At 67.1% G+C, this 16,850-nt stretch carries 14 protein-coding genes; 8 read left to right on the top strand and 6 right to left on the bottom strand.

The genetic code is table 11. The features are described 5' to 3' along the window. Window positions 1-49: 49 nt before the first annotated feature. From AC1M0F_RS05825 to AC1M0F_RS05810, 4 genes are read left to right on the top strand one after another with little or no spacing between them, the layout of a single operon-like run. On the top strand, window positions 50-3,019 hold the full coding sequence (locus AC1M0F_RS05825; protein ID WP_480237237.1) for an FtsX-like permease family protein: 2,970 nt from the start codon (window positions 50-52) through the stop codon (window positions 3,017-3,019). After that, window positions 3,016-5,763 carry an FtsX-like permease family protein gene (locus AC1M0F_RS05820; protein WP_480237236.1) on the top strand — a complete coding sequence of 916 codons (2,748 nt, stop codon included), beginning with the start codon at window positions 3,016-3,018 and terminating at the stop codon, window positions 5,761-5,763. Before AC1M0F_RS05825 ends, AC1M0F_RS05820 begins: the two co-directional genes overlap by 4 nt. Beyond that, window positions 5,763-6,683, top strand: a complete 921-nt coding sequence (locus AC1M0F_RS05815; protein ID WP_480237372.1) for an ABC transporter ATP-binding protein — start codon at window positions 5,763-5,765, stop codon at window positions 6,681-6,683. Before AC1M0F_RS05820 ends, AC1M0F_RS05815 begins: the two co-directional genes overlap by 1 nt. Next, window positions 6,680-7,402 (top strand): ABC transporter ATP-binding protein, encoded by a 723-nt coding sequence (locus AC1M0F_RS05810; RefSeq protein ID WP_480237235.1) that lies wholly within the window; start codon window positions 6,680-6,682, stop codon window positions 7,400-7,402. The genes AC1M0F_RS05815 and AC1M0F_RS05810 overlap by 4 nt, the downstream gene beginning before the upstream one ends. A 1-nt stretch (window position 7,403) precedes the next feature. On the opposite strand, the gene AC1M0F_RS05805 is transcribed toward AC1M0F_RS05810, so the two are convergent. The 5 genes from AC1M0F_RS05805 to AC1M0F_RS05785 form a co-directional block, all read right to left on the bottom strand. Continuing rightward, a complete protein-coding gene (locus tag AC1M0F_RS05805) occupies window positions 7,404-7,544 on the bottom strand; it encodes a hypothetical protein (protein ID WP_480237234.1) in 141 nt (46 codons plus the stop codon). 10 nt (window positions 7,545-7,554) lie between these two features. Next, on the bottom strand, window positions 7,555-7,980 hold the full coding sequence (locus AC1M0F_RS05800) for a DUF1801 domain-containing protein (protein WP_480237233.1): 426 nt from the start codon (window positions 7,978-7,980) through the stop codon (window positions 7,555-7,557). Between the two features lie 49 nt (window positions 7,981-8,029). Further along, window positions 8,030-9,187, bottom strand: a complete 1,158-nt coding sequence (locus tag AC1M0F_RS05795) for a glycosyltransferase family 4 protein (RefSeq protein WP_480237232.1) — start codon at window positions 9,185-9,187, stop codon at window positions 8,030-8,032. 80 nt (window positions 9,188-9,267) lie between these two features. After that, window positions 9,268-10,533, bottom strand: coding sequence for a DUF445 domain-containing protein (locus tag AC1M0F_RS05790; protein WP_480237231.1), 1,266 nt, complete (start codon window positions 10,531-10,533; stop codon window positions 9,268-9,270). Between the two features lie 48 nt (window positions 10,534-10,581). Further along, window positions 10,582-11,559 (bottom strand): DUF4349 domain-containing protein, encoded by a 978-nt coding sequence (locus AC1M0F_RS05785; protein ID WP_480237230.1) that lies wholly within the window; start codon window positions 11,557-11,559, stop codon window positions 10,582-10,584. Window positions 11,560-11,847: 288 nt separating this feature from the next. Here AC1M0F_RS05785 and AC1M0F_RS05780 point away from each other — a divergent pair, with 288 nt between their 5' ends. Continuing rightward, a complete protein-coding gene (locus AC1M0F_RS05780) occupies window positions 11,848-12,414 on the top strand; it encodes an NADPH-dependent FMN reductase (protein WP_480237229.1) in 567 nt (188 codons plus the stop codon). A 23-nt stretch (window positions 12,415-12,437) separates the two neighbouring features. Here AC1M0F_RS05780 and AC1M0F_RS05775 read toward each other — a convergent pair whose 3' ends face one another. Continuing rightward, window positions 12,438-13,646: an MFS transporter gene (locus tag AC1M0F_RS05775; RefSeq protein WP_480237228.1), complete on the bottom strand. Its 1,209-nt coding sequence runs from the start codon at window positions 13,644-13,646 to the stop codon at window positions 12,438-12,440. A 381-nt stretch (window positions 13,647-14,027) separates the two neighbouring features. Between AC1M0F_RS05775 and nrdH the strand changes: the two genes are divergently transcribed. Genes nrdH through nrdE form a run of 3 tightly spaced genes read left to right on the top strand, consistent with a single transcriptional unit; the run spans window position 14,028 to window position 16,839 of the window. Continuing rightward, window positions 14,028-14,261, top strand: coding sequence for a glutaredoxin-like protein NrdH (gene nrdH / locus AC1M0F_RS05770; protein WP_480237371.1), 234 nt, complete (start codon window positions 14,028-14,030; stop codon window positions 14,259-14,261). A gap of 44 nt (window positions 14,262-14,305) precedes the next feature. After that, on the top strand, window positions 14,306-14,707 hold the full coding sequence (gene nrdI, locus AC1M0F_RS05765; RefSeq protein WP_480237227.1) for a class Ib ribonucleoside-diphosphate reductase assembly flavoprotein NrdI: 402 nt from the start codon (window positions 14,306-14,308) through the stop codon (window positions 14,705-14,707). A gap of 14 nt (window positions 14,708-14,721) precedes the next feature. After that, window positions 14,722-16,839 carry a class 1b ribonucleoside-diphosphate reductase subunit alpha gene (nrdE, locus tag AC1M0F_RS05760; protein ID WP_480237370.1) on the top strand — a complete coding sequence of 706 codons (2,118 nt, stop codon included), beginning with the start codon at window positions 14,722-14,724 and terminating at the stop codon, window positions 16,837-16,839. Window positions 16,840-16,850: the final 11 nt, after the last annotated feature.

The raw sequence follows: 16,850 nt of genomic DNA, 5'->3' as shown, positions 1-16,850 counted from the left end.
AAGGCCGCTGGGAACAGACATCGGGGAGGGCTCGGCAGTGGGTCCTCTGGTGCTGGCAGCGAAGCGGTCGCGCGCGCACGCTGGCCTGCTGGCAGCCATCGGCTTCGTCGCCGCCATGATCGTCGCGCTTCTGGTCGGCCTCGCGGCCTTCCTCGCAACGGCGTCGGAGTCCGGCATCCGCTCGACGCTGGAGACTGCGCCGCCGACCGCGTCGGCGATCCTCATCGAGACGAACCTGTCCGACGACCCCGAGGCCCAGACCGCAGCAGCGAGTGCGCAGTTCGATACCGTGTTCGGCGATCTGCCGGTGACGGTGGTCCGTACCGTGCAGTCGTCAGCGGTCGAGGTGTCGAGACCCGGTGAACCGCTCGATGCGGCACAGGTCCTGCTGCGCGTCGACCCTGAGCTGGAGGACCACGCCAGCCTGGTCGACGGCGACTGGGCGGGGAACTCCGGGATGGGAGACCAGGCCACCATGCAGGCGGATGCCGCCGAGCGTCTCGGCGTCGGCGTCGGAGACGTGCTCGACCTCGCGCAATCGCCTGAGCCGGTCACCGTCGTGGGCACGTGGCGCCCGAACGACGCGACCGACCCTTACTGGTTCGCCGAGCCGGCGATTCTCTCAGGAGCCGACGGCGATGTCGCCGGTCCGCTCGTTCTCGGAGAGGACGAGCTGGCCTCTCTCGACGTGCCGGCGACGGTCCGCTGGCAAGTGGCGCCTGACACGTCGGTCGTCGCCGCAGAGGACATCGCCTCACTCTCGGCGGCGTTGCCCCGGCTCGAGGCACGCGTCGCCGACGATGAAAACCTGACAGTCGACTCCGCCACCGTCCGGGGCACCCTGGCCGCCACGCTCCAGGTGATCGGTGACCGGCTTGCCACCGTCACCGCGATCGCCGTGGTGCCCATCGCCCTCGTCGCGACACTGGGGCTCGTGGCTGTCTGGCAGCTCGTCCGGCTGCTCGCTTCCGCGCGTACCGCCGACTCCCGCCTGCTCCGTTCCCGCGGGTTCTCAGCCGGGCAGCTGGCGGCCGTGACCGTGGCCGAGGCCCTGCTCGTCGCACTGCCCGCCGCCGCCATCGGCGCGGCAGGCGCGTGGCTCCTGCTCGCCCTCATCGCCGGAGGCACCGCGGCCTCGGAGGTCGCATCCCTCTGGCCCGTCGCCCTGGCCGTCGCCCTGGCCGTGGCGATCGCGTCCCTGCTCGCGGTTCGACGTTCGGAGCGGGAGGCACGGGACATCGGGACGGCGCGCCGTGCTCTGGCCGTCACATCGGGTGCCACGGTCATCGCCGTGATCGCTGCTGCGGTCTCGCTCTGGCAGCTCAGACTCTACGGGGCTCGGGAAGGCGGCGGACAGGTCGATCCGATCGCGGTCGTCGCGCCCACGGCGACTCTCCTCGCCGTCGGGCTCCTCGGCCTCCTGCTGCTGTTTCCGATCCTCACGGCCGTGGAGCGGCTCGCCGCTGCCCGGCCGGGGATGCTCCCGGTGTTCCCCGTCCGACAAATGGCGAGGCGGCTCCCGATCTACGGTCTGGTGGTTCTCCTGGTCACCCTGGCAGTCGGAGGTGCGACGTTCGCGGCCGGGTACGAGAACGGGTGGCGCACCCTCGACGACCGGGCAGCGGCGCTTCGCACAGGCGCTGACGTGCGCGTCGCGATCGACGTGTCCAGCAGCATCCGTGACGACGGGTCCTTCGTTTCGGCTGTCCCATATGCGGCACTGGCCGGAGTGCAGGCGGCCGCCCCCGTGCTCGCCACTGAGGCGACCGTCGGCAGTGACGCGATTCCCTTCATCGCGGTCCGTGCGGCGGCCGTCCCCGGTCTGATGACCTTTCCCGGTGGAGAAGCGGATGCCGTGGCTCTCGCGGACGCACTCGCCGCCGAGCCGGCGGGAACTCCGCTGGAGCGCGGCCCCGTCAGCATCACCCTGACGGTCGCGGCGCCGACCGCAGACAGTGAGGGGACAGTGGGGGCCTTCCTCTGGATGGCCGATGAAGACGGAGCACTCACGCGATTCCCACTCGGAACGACGACGATCGGCGACGCGAGTGAGACCGTGACCTTCACCGTCGATCCTCCGGCCGGCGTCTGGCGGATCCAGGCTGCAGAGGCGAGCTTGTCCGGATCCGAGGGCGCCGAGAACGTCGCCGTGACCCTAGCAGGGAATTCTCTCCCCGCGCCCCTGGAGCTGACGTTGTCGTGGCGGGACCCCACCCGCCGCGCGATGGTCGGCGGCGACGCAGAGGCGAAGGATCTGGCCGTCGTGGTGACGGAGAGCACGGCCTCTCGGGTCGCTGCGACCGTCGGCGACCGGCTGTCTCTTCGCCTGGCAGGGTCCGGCGCATCTGTGGAGGCCGTGATCGTCGGTACGACGACGGTTCTTCCCGGGACGACGGGAAGCCAGGGCATCAGTGCCGACCTGCCCAGCCTCAACGACTACCTCCTGCGGACGTCCGAGCGCATTCCGCAACCCGGCGACGTGTGGCTTCGAACCGATCGACCGGACGCCGTGACCGCTGCCGTCGGGGCGCTGTCCAACCACACCAGTCTCGTCACGTCGCGCGCCACCGAGTCGAGCTCCCTCCTCCTCGAACCGGTCCTCGCCGTCCTGTGGTGGGGGATGGCGGGCGCCCTCCTCCTCGCCGCGGTCGGTTTCGCGGCCATGACGGCCACTCTCGCGGTCGCCGGGAGGGACGACGTCGCGGTGTTGCGTGCGTTCGGGATGCCACAGAGAGACCAGGCGCGGAGCCGCTTCTCCGAACTCGTCGCGATTCTCGACACAGCTGTCGTCCTCGGTCTCGGTGCAGGCATCCTGGTCTCTGCGGGAACCGTCGAGGTGCTCTCGCGCGCGGCGGTGGGGGCGACACCGGGGAGCGTGCCCATGGGGTTCGGCTTCGCGCTCCCGCCGCTCGCCGCCCTTCTGGCCGGTTTCCTCGTCGTCGCCGTCGGGATCGCCACTCTGTCCGCAAGCCGCGTGAACGTTCATGCCCGTCGGGGAATACGAGCGGAGTCCCGATGACCGCCCGTCGCTCCCGAGTCGAAGCCCGGTGGCTGCTCTGGCGGCACATCGCCTCAGACGTGAGCGCTTCCCTGCTCGTGGCCGTGCTGACCTTCGCGATCGCTGCGCTGTTCGCGTTCACGCCAGGCACCATCGAAGCGTCGAATACGGCAGGACTGGGATTCGACCTCGCCCGGCTGTCCGCCGCCCAGCGCGACATCATGTCGAACGACAGGATCCCGCCCGCATCCGGTGCGCCACGGGAAGCCGGGTCCACCGACCTGCCTGCCGACCTGGAGGCGGTATGGGGGAAGTTCGACGAGGAACTGGCCGACGTGCGCAGCGATATGCCGGAGCTCCTGCAGTCAGCGGTGGGTGCGGCCAGATACACGGCGACATACGATCCGGTCATCGTCGAGGGTGCAGACGACACCGGTGGCCAGCGGAACTTCATCTCCCTCACCTTCGACCCGCGGATGGAGGACCACATCGAGCTCGTCGACGGCGAGTTCCCCGCGGCGGTCACTTCGCCTGTGCCGACAACCGGAGTCATGCAGGTGGCGTTGTCCGAGGCGACGGCATCGTTCATGAGATGGCCGGTCGGTGAGGTCCGGTCGATCGGAGTCGCGAACGGGGGCAGACAATCCGTCGAGCTCTCCGGGACTTTCGACGCGCGGGCGAGCGACGACCCGTACTGGGATCACACCCTCGCCACCCTCCGCCCGTCGATCATCGATGACGGAGTCTCCCCTCCGACGTACATCGGCGGGGCGTACGTGAACCCCGAATCGTGGCCAGAGTCCGCAGGCGTCGGGGTGCGCGTCCAGACCCGCGTCTGGTTCCCGCTCGACGGATCCGCGATCCACGCAGCAGACGCCGAACCTCTCGCCACGTCCATCCGCGAGTTCTCCCGCGTCCGGTACGAGGTCACACCACCGGAGGACTTTCTCAGCCTCGCCCCGCCGACCCGGGCGTTCACGAGCGGCGCACTCTCCACCATCCAGGAGTCGATCGACCGGGTGCAGGCGACGAACGCCGTCATGGCCCTCGTGGTTGCCGGTCCGCTGGGGGTTGCTTTCGCGGTGGTGTGGCTGGCCGCAGGGCTGATCGCGTCCCGGCGTCGCCCCGGCCTGGTGCTCGCGGCGGCACGTGGAGCAACCGACGGACAGGTCCGGGGCACCCTGGCTGTCGAAGGCCTTCTGATCGGCCTTCCCGCTGCCGTGATCGGCACCATCGCCGGAACGATCCTCCGGCCCGGGAACCTGGCCGTCGGCGCCCCCGCCGTCGTTGTCGGCCTCCTCGTCGGGCTGGCGCCCGCTGCCCTGCTCGCGGCGAGCAGCCCGGGGAGTTTCCGCCAGGTCAGATCCGACCTGGGCGACCGGAGCGGGACCCGGCCGCTTCTCGAGCTTGTCGTCGTTGCCCTTGCCGCGGTGTCCGTCGCCTTGCTTCTCACCCGCGGGCTGACGACGTCTGCCGAGCAGACCGGCGTCGATCCGCTCCTCGCGGCGACACCGCTGCTCCTCTCGCTCGCCGGTTGCGTTCTCGCACTCCGGGTGTACCCGATTCCCCTGCGCAGCCTCGTCCGGGTCACTCGGGCACGCGCTGGCCTCACGGGTTTTGTCGGATCGGTTCGAGCGCTGCGGGACCCTGTCGCCGGGGTCGTCCCCGTCCTGGCCATGACGGTCGGAGTCTCGGTGGCCGTCTTCTCCGGTGTGTTCTTCACCACGCTCGACGACGGCATCTCGACGGCCGCCAGAACCCAGGTGGGCGCAGACCTCCGCGCGAAGTCTTCCGTGGTTACCCGCGACGGCGTTGCCGAGATGGAAGGACTCGACGGTGTCGAGAGCCTCGCCGTCGTCTACGACGAAGCACAGACCCAGACGGTCATCGACGGGACGCGCACAGACGTGACCTTCCTCGTCGTCGACGTCGATGCTCTCCGCGCCGTTCAAGACGGAGCCCCTGGAGCCCTCCCGCTCGGAGCCGAGCTCACCGTGCCCGCCAGCGACGGTGCATCCGTTCTCGTCTCCGCGGAGCTCGCTGACGCCCTCGGCCCCGCCACCGGGATCGAGCTCGGGTCGGAGACGGTCGACGTGGCGGGTGTGGTTCCCAGCGAGACCCCGCTGTCGAGTCGACGGACGTGGGCGCTGATCGACAGGGAGGTCGCCGACGACCTCATCAACGTGGACTTCTCCCCGAAGATCGTCCTGATCGACCTCGTCGACGGCGTGGACACCCCGGAACTGGCGGGCGAGATCGAGTCGATCCTCGGCCCCGGTTCCGATGTCACGTCACCGGTCTCCGCCGCGAACGAGCAACGGGCCAATCCGGTGGTCTCCGGCCTGACCGGAACCCTCGTGGCAACCCTGATCGTCACCGGGCTTCTCTGCGCTCTCGCACTCGTGATCACGCTCGTGGTCAACGCGCCAGCGCGCAACCGGGTCCTGCGGATGCTCCGGATCCTCGGTGCAGACAGGAGGGAGAACGGCCGTCTGGTCTGGTGGGAGCTCGGGCCGATGCTCGCAACGGCCGTCGTGGTCGGCGTGCTGCTCGGCCACGTCCTCCCGTACCTGGTGATCGCGGGGATCGACCTGCGGCCGTTCACCGGTGGAACGGTTCAGCCCTCTGTGTCGATGAACCCGCTGCTCACCGCTGTCATCACCGGCAGTTTTGTTATCGTGGCCGGTGGCGGGGTGCTCGCAGCGACGTGGTTGCTCCGCCGTGTCAACCGATCCGGCACGATCGGAACGGGAGAAGAGGAATGATGGTTCCAGGAACACCACCGGACATCCTGTGCATCGACCTGGTCAGGATTTTCACGGCCAAGGGCATCGAGGTCCAGGCGCTGCAGGGACTGAACCTGAGGGTCGACCCAGGTGAGATGGTCGCGCTCGTCGGGGCATCCGGCTCCGGCAAGTCCACCCTGCTCACGATCCTGTCCGGTCTCGACACCCCGACGGCGGGCGTCGCGCATGTCGCCGGGCACAATCTGCTGGAGATGGGGCGGGCCGAACGCATCCGCTACCAGCGACGGAGTGTGGGATTCGTGTGGCAGCAGACCTCGAGGAACCTTCTGCCGTACCTCACGGCAGCGGAGAACGTCGCCATGGCGCTCACGGTCGCCGGCGGCACGACCGCGAGGGAACGGGAAGCCCGGGTCGCTGAGGTGCTCGAGCTGCTCGACGTGGGCGATTGCCGCGACCGGCGGCCGTTCGAGATGTCGGGCGGGCAGCAGCAGCGCACGGCAATCGCTGTGGCGATGGCGAACGCTCCGAAGGTGCTCCTCGCCGACGAGCCGACCGGGGAACTCGACGAGGCCACCAGCACGGAGGTCCTCGCGGCGATGCGGACGGTGAACGAGGAGAGCGGGGTGACGACCCTGATCGTCACCCACGACCCGGCGGTGTCTGGACATGTCCGCAGGACGATCCAGATCCGTGACGGTCGCACATCCACCGAAGTGCTCAGACGGATGGAGACCGACGAACACGGAACGGAGTACAGCATCGCCGAGGAGTTCGCCGTGATGGACCGTGCAGGGCGGCTGCAGCTGCCCGAGGAGTTCACGTCTGCGCTCCGGCTGCAGGACCGGGTGCGACTGGCGCTCGAGCCTGACCACGTCGGCGTCTGGCCGGGCGATGAGGGCGGCCAGGGGCGCAGAACAGAGGACGGGCAGGAATCATGACGGTGGCACTTCGGGCCGAATCGGTCTCCAGGGTCTTCACCACGGCTGCCGGCGACGTACATGCCTGCCGCGACGTCTCCCTCGAGGCGCACGCGGGGGAGCTTCTCGTCGTGCGCGGTCCGTCCGGGTCGGGGAAGACCACCCTGTTGAACCTGCTCGGCGGCCTGGACACGCCGACGCACGGCCGGGTCTGGGTCGGCGACCGTGAGCTGGGGACCATGAGCGAGCAGGACCTCGCGGCGGTGAGGCGCGACGAACTCGGCTACATCTTCCAGTCGTTCGGCCTGATCCCGATCCTGTCTGCCGCGGAGAACATCGAGGTCCCCCTCCGGATCACCCGGACGGACCCGGCCGACCGCTCGCGGGTCGTCGCGGAGATGCTCGACCTGGTCGGTCTCGGTTCGCATGCCGACCAGCGGCCGTACGAGCTGTCCGGCGGGCAGCAGCAGCGGGTCGGCATCGCCAGGGCGCTCGCCTCGTCGCCGCGCATCCTGCTCGCCGATGAACCGACGGGGCAGCTCGACAGTCGCACGGCGGCCGACATGATGGACCTCATCGGCGACCTCGTGCACTCCCGCGGTGTCGCCGCCGTCGTCACCACACACGACCCCCTGCTGATGGAACGTGCCGACCGGGTCCTCGAGCTTCACGACGGTGTGCTGCGTTCGCCCGGCTCGCGTCCCGGTCGTCACGCGGCGGCCGTCATCGACCTGGCCTGATTCAGCGGGCGACCTGCACGGGAGTGTCGCACCGCCAGCACACCGCGGCTTCGCGCTCGTTCAGTGCGCCGCAGACGTCGCAGACCAGGGTCAGCCAGCAGGCCTGCTCACCGCCAGGCTCCTCATCGTCCGACTGAAACACGGCGGCCGGCTCAGGACGCGGAGTTGAGTGATGCCTCGGCGTGTTCGAATCCGTTGGCGATGAGCTCGCGGAGAACGTCCTCGTCGACGCTCTCGAGTTTCTTCACGTACACGCAGCCCTTGCCGAGTGTGTGGGAGCCCAGCCGCGCCAGCAGGTCGGCACTGCCCGGGTGACCCTGCAGGCCGTACAGCGTGAGCGCGCTCTTGCGCGGTGAGAACCCCACCTTCATGGAGTCTCCCTCACGGCCACTGGCATACCGGTAGTGGAAGGCACCGAACCCGATCATGGTCGATCCCCACATCACCGGCGCTTCTCCTGTGACGTCGGTCATGATGGCGAGCAGTCGTTCGGCGTCTGCCCTGCGTGCGTCACTCTCGACCGACCGAAGAAATTCGGCGGGATCGCTCGAGCTCGGAAGGGTCTTCTGCTCTGCCATGGCTCCATCGTCGCACCGCGGCGCGAGAGGGTCAACGGCCGCCCGGTCGTTACGCGTCCTGCCGTCCCCGCCTGGCCAGACGGCTGGTCCACTGGTCGGCGTTGATCTCGATGGCGGAACTGTAGTGGCCGATCAGGGCGCTGCAGACGCTCTTCCAGGTCCTTGGCTCTGCGGCGAGCCTGGCTGCGGCGCCGAACGCCCGTCGTTTCGTCTCGTCACCGGTGAGATCGGCCACCCGGTCCCTGAACTCGTCGAGGTCGCCAGGTCGGTAGAGCCAGCCAGTGCGGCTCGAGTCCACCAGGTCCACCGGGCCGCCTCTGCCGGTTGCCACGACGGGGACACCGCTCGCCATAGCCTCCTGGATGGTCTGGCAGAAGGTCTCGAGTTCTCCCGGGTGGACGAAGACGTCGAAACCGGCGACGGCGGTCGCCAGCTCGGTACCGCCCAGGAAGCCGAGGAACACGGCGTGGGGGAGGAGCCGCTGCAGGCGGGAGCGCAGGGGTCCGTCGCCGACGATCACCAGCCTGGTACCGGGGATGCCGGCCAGGGCCCTGAGGTCCTCCACCTGCTTCTCGGCTGCCAGCCGGCCGACGTAGCCGATGACGCGCTCGCCGTTCGGGGCGACCAGCCGCCGCCAGCCGTCGTCGCGCCGAGCCGGGGAGAACCGCTCGGTGTCGACCCCGCGCACCCACAGTCGGGTCCTCCCGATTCCGTGCGACTCCAGCTGCGCCAGCGCGTAACCCGACGGTGCGAGGTTGAGAGTGGCGCTCCCGTGGATGCGCCTGACCTGGTCCCAGAGGAACGGTTCGGCGAGTGGGAACCCGTACCTGCTGGCATACGCGGGCACATCGGTCTGGTACACGGCGACCGTGGGAAGGGCGAGTCGTTCAGCGGCGCGGAGCGCTCGCCACCCCAGCACGAACGGGGAGGCCAGGTGCACGACGTCAGGACGGAACGCGGCAAGGATCCGGCTCAGCCTGGCGACGCTTCCCGCTGCGAGCCTAACGTTCGGATACGACGGCAATGAGAACGCGGGCAGGGAGGTGACGCGGTACCCGTGGAGCTCGGTCGGGGTGGCGGATGCCTTCGGCGCGATGACGAGAACGTCGTCGCCGCGCTCGGCGAGGTGGTCGAGCACGCGGAGGAGCGAGTGGGTCACTCCATTCATGTGAGGCAGGAATGATTCGGCAACCAGTGCGACTCTCATGCCCTCAGACTGTCCCGCGAGGGTCGACGGCAACCGAATGTCCTGCTGCGCCCAGCTGACCGGAAGGTGAAAGCTTGGCGTCAGCCGCCGAACAGGGCGGTCGCCACCGTGTAGATCCCCAGTCCGGCCAGTGCGCCGACGACGGTGCCGTTGATCCGGATGAACTGGAGGTCCTTGCCCACCTGCAGCTCGATCTTCTCGCTCGTCTCCTGGGGGTCCCAGCGTTCGATGGTCTCGGCGATGATGCCGGCGATCTCGTGTCGATGATTTCCGACCAGCGTGACGGCGGCATCCGTCACCCAGTCGTCGATCTTGCCGGCCAGCCGGTCGTCACGTCCGAGGCGCTGGCCGACGTCGACGAGGGTGGCGGCGAGCTGGGTTCTGAGCCCGCTCTCCGGGTTCTCGAGTGAGACGATGAGGGCCTGCCTCGTCGTGTTCCACGCCCGGGTGGCCAGATCGCGGACCCGTGGGCTGTCGAACACCTCGGTCTTCGCCCGTTCGAGGGCGGCGATCGTCTCGGGGTCTTCCTGGAGTTTGCGGGTCAGTTCGGACAGGTAGGTGTCGAGGGCGAGCCTGGCCGCGTGCCGGTCGTCCGACCGCACCCGCCGCACGAAGTCGACGGCTTCACGGTAGATCCGCTCGTCGACGAGACGGTCGACGAAGGACGGCAGCCAGCCGGGCAGCCGTGCGGACACGAGCCGGGAGAACGCTTCGGGGTTCGCCGTGAGCCACTCGTCGAGACCGTCGATGAACAGGTTGACGGCGCTGTGGTGCCCGCCGTCCGCAATCAGCCGCTCGCCCCACGCCCCGACATGTTCGCTCCACGCCGGGTCGATGAGGTGGGTGCGGGCGAGCTGTTCCACGACATCCCGCACGTCGTCGTCATCGAGGAGCTCGAGCATCCCGCGTGCCGCGCTCGAGGCTTCGTCTGCCACACGGGCCGCGTTCTCCGGGCGGGCCAGCCACGCGCCGATCGTTCGGCCGACGCCGATCGACTCGAGTTTCTGTCGGACGACGGCGGCGGAGAGGAAGTTCGACTCGACGAACTCTCCCAGGCTCGCGCCGATCTCATCCTTCCTGCGGGGGATGATCGCGGTGTGCGGGATCTTCAACCCGAGCGGATGCCGGAACAGGGCGGTGACGGCAAACCAGTCGGCGATCGCGCCGACCATGCCGCCCTCGCTCGCCGCCCGGACCCATGCCAGCCACGGCACCTCGTCCTGCAGCGCGAATGACACGCAGAAGATCACGGCCATCAGCCCGAGGAGGGCCGTCGCTGTTCCTTTCATCCTGGTGAGCGCGACACGGCGCTCGGCGTCGGCCGGGCTGTCGATCAGAGTCGTCATGGGCCCATCGTATGTCGGCTCATGCCCGGGTCCCGGCGGGCTTGCCTTCTATCGGACGGCGCCGTCGACCCCGGCTTCCTCCTGCCGGGGAGGGAGCGGTGGGCGTGGGGGGATGGCGTCCTGCGTCGTCGTGCCAGGGCCACCCTGCGCCGGTGGGGCGGTCGCGGAGCGGTCGCGACGGCGGACCAGCCACCAGATCAGGAGGGCGAGCAGCCCGACCGGGATGAGCCAGGGCAGGATCACGCCGACGACGACGAGCAGGCCGCCGAAGAACGCAATGAGGGACTGGAAGCCGACGACGATGCCACCCCAGAAGTCGCCGGGGGCAGCACCGGCCACTTCGCCCGGTGTCGAGATGTACATTTCGACGGTCGCGAAGTCGACGAGGTCGCCGAGGGCGTCGCGCTGGGCGGAGAGCCCGTCGAGCTCGGTCTGGCGCTGGGACAGTGCAGACTCCAGGTCGATCAGGTCGGCGGTGGTCGTGGCCTGCGACATCAGCGTGAGCAGTCTGGCGACACTGGTCTCGAGGGCCGAGATGCGGGCATCGAGGTCAACGGCCTGGGTCGTGACGTCGCTCTGGCTCAGTGACGACCTGACGAGTTCGCCGACAGTCTTCAGTTCGACCATCGTCGCGTCGAGGTCTGCCGACGGCACCCGCAGGACCAGCTGCGACGACTCCTCCTGGAAGTCATCGGTGGGGGTGTCTGTGCGGTTGTCGACGTGCCCGTCCACATCGAGGACGATCTTGACGGCGGAGTCGGCCGCGGCGACCGGGTCGTTCGATGTCAGCGACAGCGAGGCGGTGCTGACGACCTGGCGGTCGGCATCCAGAGCACCCTCATCGATACCGCCGCCATCCTCAGACGATCCGAGGTCCCTGCCGGGGATCGCGCCGCCATCGGCCGGGCTCTCGCTGTCCGAGCTCCCTGCGGCCGAGCAGCCGGCGAGCAGGAAGCAGGCGAGGACGAGTGCGACGAGCGGCACAGCGCGGCCGGCAGCACGGCGGCGAGTCGATTGGAGCTCCATGGACACACTCTAGGAGTCGGGGTCTGCGTCGCAGAAGAGCGATTGCTCACAGTAGCGTCACGATCCGAATCACAGGATGACACTCCGTGTCATCAGCCCCATAGTGGGGGGTTGCAGGGGCGCTCCAGCAGAGCATGCTAGAGGTCACGTACGAAGGGTTGCCCCACCCGAGTACCTCCCCGAATCCCGCGAGGACTGCTGCCCCCAGTTTCTCCTTTTGCTGGAGACATAACCCTTATGTTGGAAAATTACCCAACTGACCGGGGGCCCGAAACCCCGATCAGACTCATGGTCATCATTGGTAGCGTACGACCAGGGCGGTGCGGACTCTCCGTCGCCCTCTGGGTCCACGAACACGTGACGGAACGCGGCGGCTTCGACATCGACTTCGTCGACCTGGCAGAACTCAATCTGCCGATGGTCGATGAAGTGCGGCTGCCTCGGCTGCACGAGTACAGTCGCAGGCACACGGTCGCGTGGAGTACGCGGGTGGCGCAGGCGGACGCGTTCCTGTTCGTCTCACCCGAGATCAATTTCAGCTACGCGCCTGCACTCAAGAACGCACTGGACTTCCTCTTCGACGAATGGGGCAGGAAGCCGGTCGGGCTGGTCAGCTACGGCGGACGAGGTGGTGGAGCCTTCGGCGCCGCCGCGCTGCGGCCGGTGTTGTCCTCCCTCGGGCTCGTCGCGGCGAGCACCCACGTCGACATCATGGAAGCGTCCAGTCAGGTCGACGACGGGTTCTTCACCCCGAGTGACCGACAGGTGGCTCAGCTCGACGGCCTGATCGACGAACTGGGGGCGCTGGCACCTGCACTGCGCGCGGTCCGCGAAACAGCACTCATCGCCGGTTGAGCGAAACGATCCAGGTCTGCCCGTCAGGACGGGTGGACCTGGATCGGTTCTGTGTCAGGGATCGGGCTGATGTCCCTGCCACGGAGATCGGGATGCCAGCGCTTGCCGAGCAGCGGCACGAGGAAACCGACGAGAGCGAACAGCGTCGCCGCCCAGAATGCGCCCGTCGCGCCGTTCTGGTCGATGAGGAGCCCTGCGACTGCTGAACCGAGCGCGGCGCCGATGAGCTGTCCGGTGCCGACCCAGCCGTACGCCTCGGCGGTGTCGCTGAACTTCACGCTGGCCGAGACCATCGCGAAGAGTACCGTGAGGGCCGGCGCGATCCCGATTCCGGCTACGAACAGCGTGATGGACAGCAGAATCGCGTTGGAGAAGAAGATCGACGCCGCCATGCCGACGAGAACGATGAACATGCGCCTGGCCAGCGCCCACGGCCCGATCGGGATGTGACCGAGGGTCAGTCCGCCGGCGAGGCTGCCGAGCGAGAAAATGCCGAGCACGATCCCGGCATCGAGGCCGTCGTGGCCGAAGGTCGCGACGACCCCGGCTTCGACGGCGGCACAGGCACCGATCAGGAGGAACCCCACCACGGTTGCCAGGAGGACGGGCGGACGTTTGAGGACCTGCCCGAGCTTGCGCTTCGAGCGGGGGATCCGCACCCGACCGACCTCGGGCGACGAGATGAACCAGGTTCCGCCGAGCACCATGATCACGACGGCCACGAGGATTCCCCAGTCGGTGCCGACCTGCGTGGAGATGAAGGTCGTGATCACCGGGCCGAGGATCCAGATGATCTCCTGTGCGGAGGCGTCGAGGGAGAACAGGGGAGTGAGCTGCTTCGAGTTGACCATCTTGGGGTAGATGGTGCGCACGGCCGGCTGGATCGGAGGAGTGGACAACCCTGCGACGAGCGCGAACGCCATGTAGCCGGGAACGGGCATCTCGATGAGAGCGACGGCGGTCACTGTCACCGCGCAGACGACGAGCGTGAGCGTGAGGACGGGGCGCATGCCCCAGACACCCATCCACCTGCTCGTCAGGGGTCCAGCGGCGGCCTGGCCGACGCTCGCGGCGGCGAGGACGAGCCCAGCGGCCGCATATGAACCGGTGACCTGCTCGACGTGGAGGAGGAACGCGAGCGACAGCATCCCGAACGGGAACCGGGCCACGAGCTGGGCGGTGATGATTCGAGCGACGCCTGACGTCTTCAGCAGGCTCGAATATGCACTCATGGGGTCAAGTCTAGGGAGCGGCGAGGGCGACACGCTGGCGTGCGATGTCCGGGGTGCGCGACACGCCGGAAACGGCCGCGCGCGGGAAATTAAATGTCGGTGGTTCGCCGTAGCGTGAGAACTGTGGAGAAGGCGGTAGCGAACGCCCCGGAATCTGCTCAATTCCGCCTGTTCCGACCCTCGCGAACATGTGGATAAGAAGGTGGAGAAACGGTGGAAAACGGAACAAATCGGTGGAAACAGGTGTTGATAACTACAGGCGTGTAACTACTAGTGGTTGGGGTGCTCCCCAAAGGCACCAACTATATGTAGTATTGGGACACCCGGTCAGCCAGTACCGGCCGGCGGCAAGTAAGAATGAAGAAGAAGGGCCTCAGTTCGATGACAATCACGGTCTACACCAAGCCTTCGTGTGTCCAGTGCACCGCGACCTATCGCGCACTCGACAACAAGGGGCTCGAGTACGAAATCCTCGACCTTTCTGCCGACGAAACCGCGCTCGAGGCCGTCAAGGCTCTTGGCTACCTGCAGGCCCCTGTCGTCATCACCGACGAGGACCACTGGTCCGGTTTCCGCCCCGACAAGATCAACGAGCTGGCATCGCGTCTTTCCTGAGTGATTTCGACAAGCTCAATCAACGCGCTATCGGGGTGACAGCCATGACGAAGCTGGTGTATTTCTCCAGCGTCTCGGGGAACACCCGGCGTTTCATCGACAAGCTCGATGTGCCGGCCGCGCGCATCCCGCTCCACGCCAAAGAGCCCGCTCTCGCCGTGGACGAACCGTACGTGCTCGTCACCCCCACCTATGGCGGGGGAGACGGGCATGGCGCGGTGCCCAAGCAGGTCATCCGGTTCCTCAACGACGAGAAGAACCGGAAGCTCATCCGCGGCGTGATCGCCGCAGGCAACACGAATTTCGGTAAGGCATACGGCCTGGCCGGAGACATCATCTCCGCCAAGTGCAGTGTGCCGAACCTGTATCGCTTTGAAGTATTCGGAACACCAGACGACGTACGAGTCGTTCACGAAGGATTGGAATCATTTTGGCTGGAACAGTAGTGACCGAGGTGCCCATGGACACCGGTATGGATTACCACTCGCTCAATGCGATGCTCAACCTCTACGGCCCGAACGGTGAAATCCAGTTCGACAAAGACCAGGAGGCCGCGCGGGAGTACTTCCTGCAGCACGTCAACCAGAACACGGTCTTCTTCCACTCGCTGCGCGAGCGCCTCGACTACCTGGTCGAGAAGGAGTACTACGAGAGGGAGGTGCTCGACGCGTATTCGTTCGAGTTCATCACCGGACTCAACGACCTGGCCTACTCCAAGAAGTTCCGCTTCCAGACCTTCCTCGGTGCGTTCAAGTACTACACGTCGTACACGCTGAAGACCTTCGACGGAAAGCGTTACCTCGAGCGCTTCGAGGACCGTGTCGTGATGACCGCCCTCGGACTCGCCCAGGGCGACGAGAAGCTCGCCACTGCGCTCGTCGAGGAGATCATCGCCGGTCGCTTCCAGCCAGCGACCCCGACCTTCCTCAACTCGGGCAAGGCCCAGCGCGGCGAACTCGTCTCCTGCTTCCTGCTCCGTATCGAAGACAACATGGAGTCCATCTCCCGCGGCATCAACTCGTCGCTGCAGCTGTCGAAGCGCGGAGGGGGTGTCGCCCTCCTCCTCTCGAACATCCGTGAGGCCGGCGCGCCGATCAAGCAGATCGAGAACCAGTCCAGCGGCATCATCCCCGTCATGAAGCTCCTCGAAGACTCCTTCAGCTACGCCAACCAGCTCGGAGCCCGCCAGGGTGCAGGCGCGGTCTACCTGCAGGCGCACCACCCGGACATCATGCGGTTCCTCGACACCAAGCGTGAGAACGCCGACGAGAAGATCCGGATCAAGACGCTCTCCCTCGGCGTTGTCGTTCCCGACATCACGTTCGAGCTCGCCAAGAAGGGCGAGGACATGTACCTGTTCTCGCCGTACGACGTCGAGAAGGTCTACGGAGTTCCCTTCGGCGACATCTCGGTCTCCGAGAAGTACTACGAGATGGTCGACGACGCACGGATCAAGAAGACCAAGATCAAGGCGCGCGACTTCTTCCAGACCCTCGCGGAGATCCAGTTCGAGTCCGGTTACCCGTACATCATGTTCGAGGACACGGTGAACAAGGCGAACCCGATCGAGGGTCGCATCAACATGTCGAACCTCTGCTCCGAGATCCTCCAGGTCAACACGCCGACCACGTACAACGCCGACCTGTCGTACGACGTCATCGGCAAGGACATCTCCTGCAACCTCGGCTCGATGAACATCGCCCTGTCGATGGACTCGCCCGACTTCGGCCGCACCGTCGAGACCGCCATCCGCGGCCTCAGCTCGGTGTCCGACCAGAGCCACATCGAATCTGTCCGCTCCATCGAAGACGGCAACGACAAGTCGCACGCCATCGGCCTCGGCCAGATGAACCTCCACGGCTACCTCGCCCGCGAGCGGGTCTACTACGGCTCCGAAGAAGGCATCGACTTCACGAACATCTACTTCTACACCGTGCTGTACCACGCGCTGCGGGCATCCAACCGGATCGCCATCGAGCGTGGCATCGCCTTCGACGGTTTCGAGAAGTCGACCTACGCCTCAGGAACGTTCTTCGACAAGTACACCGATCAGGTGTGGGAGCCCGCGACCGAACGCGTCGCCGAGCTGTTCGCCACCTCCGCCGTGGCCATCCCGACGCAGGCCAACTGGGCCGCGCTGAAGGCATCCGTCATGGAACACGGTATCTACAACCAGAACCTGCAGGCCGTGCCGCCCACCGGGTCGATCTCGTACATCAACAACTCCACGTCATCGATCCACCCGATCGCGTCGAAGATCGAGATCCGCAAGGAAGGCAAGCTCGGTCGCGTCTATTACCCGGCTCCGTTCATGACGAACGACAACCTGGACTACTACCAGGACGCCTACGAAATCGGCGCAGAGAAGATCATCGACACGTACGCCGCTGCAACGCAGCACGTCGACCAGGGCCTGTCGCTGACGCTGTTCTTCAAGGACACCGCCACCACGCGTGACATCAACAAGGCTCAGATCTACGCATGGCGCAAGGGCATCAAGACGATCTACTACATCCGCCTGCGTCAGCTGGCACTCGAGGGCACCGAGGTTGACGGCTGCGTCAGCTGCATGCTCTGATCTCGACTCGC

This window comes from Mycetocola sp. Y719 (assembly GCF_056713205.1).
Note: the sequence above shows the minus strand (reverse complement) of the source record. Positions and strands in the feature narration are given on the sequence as shown.

Coding starts and splice junctions, on each gene's coding strand:
- AC1M0F_RS05820 (WP_480237236.1), top strand. CDS start 3,016: ATGACCGCCCGTCGCTCCCGAGTCGAAGCCCGGTGGCTGCTCTGGCGG.
- AC1M0F_RS05815 (WP_480237372.1), top strand. CDS start 5,763: ATGGTTCCAGGAACACCACCGGACATCCTGTGCATCGACCTGGTCAGG.
- AC1M0F_RS05810 (WP_480237235.1), top strand. CDS start 6,680: ATGACGGTGGCACTTCGGGCCGAATCGGTCTCCAGGGTCTTCACCACG.
- AC1M0F_RS05800 (WP_480237233.1), bottom strand. CDS start 7,980: ATGGCAGAGCAGAAGACCCTTCCGAGCTCGAGCGATCCCGCCGAATTT.
- AC1M0F_RS05795 (WP_480237232.1), bottom strand. CDS start 9,187: ATGAGAGTCGCACTGGTTGCCGAATCATTCCTGCCTCACATGAATGGA.
- AC1M0F_RS05790 (WP_480237231.1), bottom strand. CDS start 10,533: ATGACGACTCTGATCGACAGCCCGGCCGACGCCGAGCGCCGTGTCGCG.
- AC1M0F_RS05785 (WP_480237230.1), bottom strand. CDS start 11,559: ATGGAGCTCCAATCGACTCGCCGCCGTGCTGCCGGCCGCGCTGTGCCG.
- AC1M0F_RS05780 (WP_480237229.1), top strand. CDS start 11,848: ATGGTCATCATTGGTAGCGTACGACCAGGGCGGTGCGGACTCTCCGTC.
- AC1M0F_RS05775 (WP_480237228.1), bottom strand. CDS start 13,646: ATGAGTGCATATTCGAGCCTGCTGAAGACGTCAGGCGTCGCTCGAATC.
- nrdH (WP_480237371.1), top strand. CDS start 14,028: ATGACAATCACGGTCTACACCAAGCCTTCGTGTGTCCAGTGCACCGCG.
- nrdI (WP_480237227.1), top strand. CDS start 14,306: ATGACGAAGCTGGTGTATTTCTCCAGCGTCTCGGGGAACACCCGGCGT.
- nrdE (WP_480237370.1), top strand. CDS start 14,722: ATGGACACCGGTATGGATTACCACTCGCTCAATGCGATGCTCAACCTC.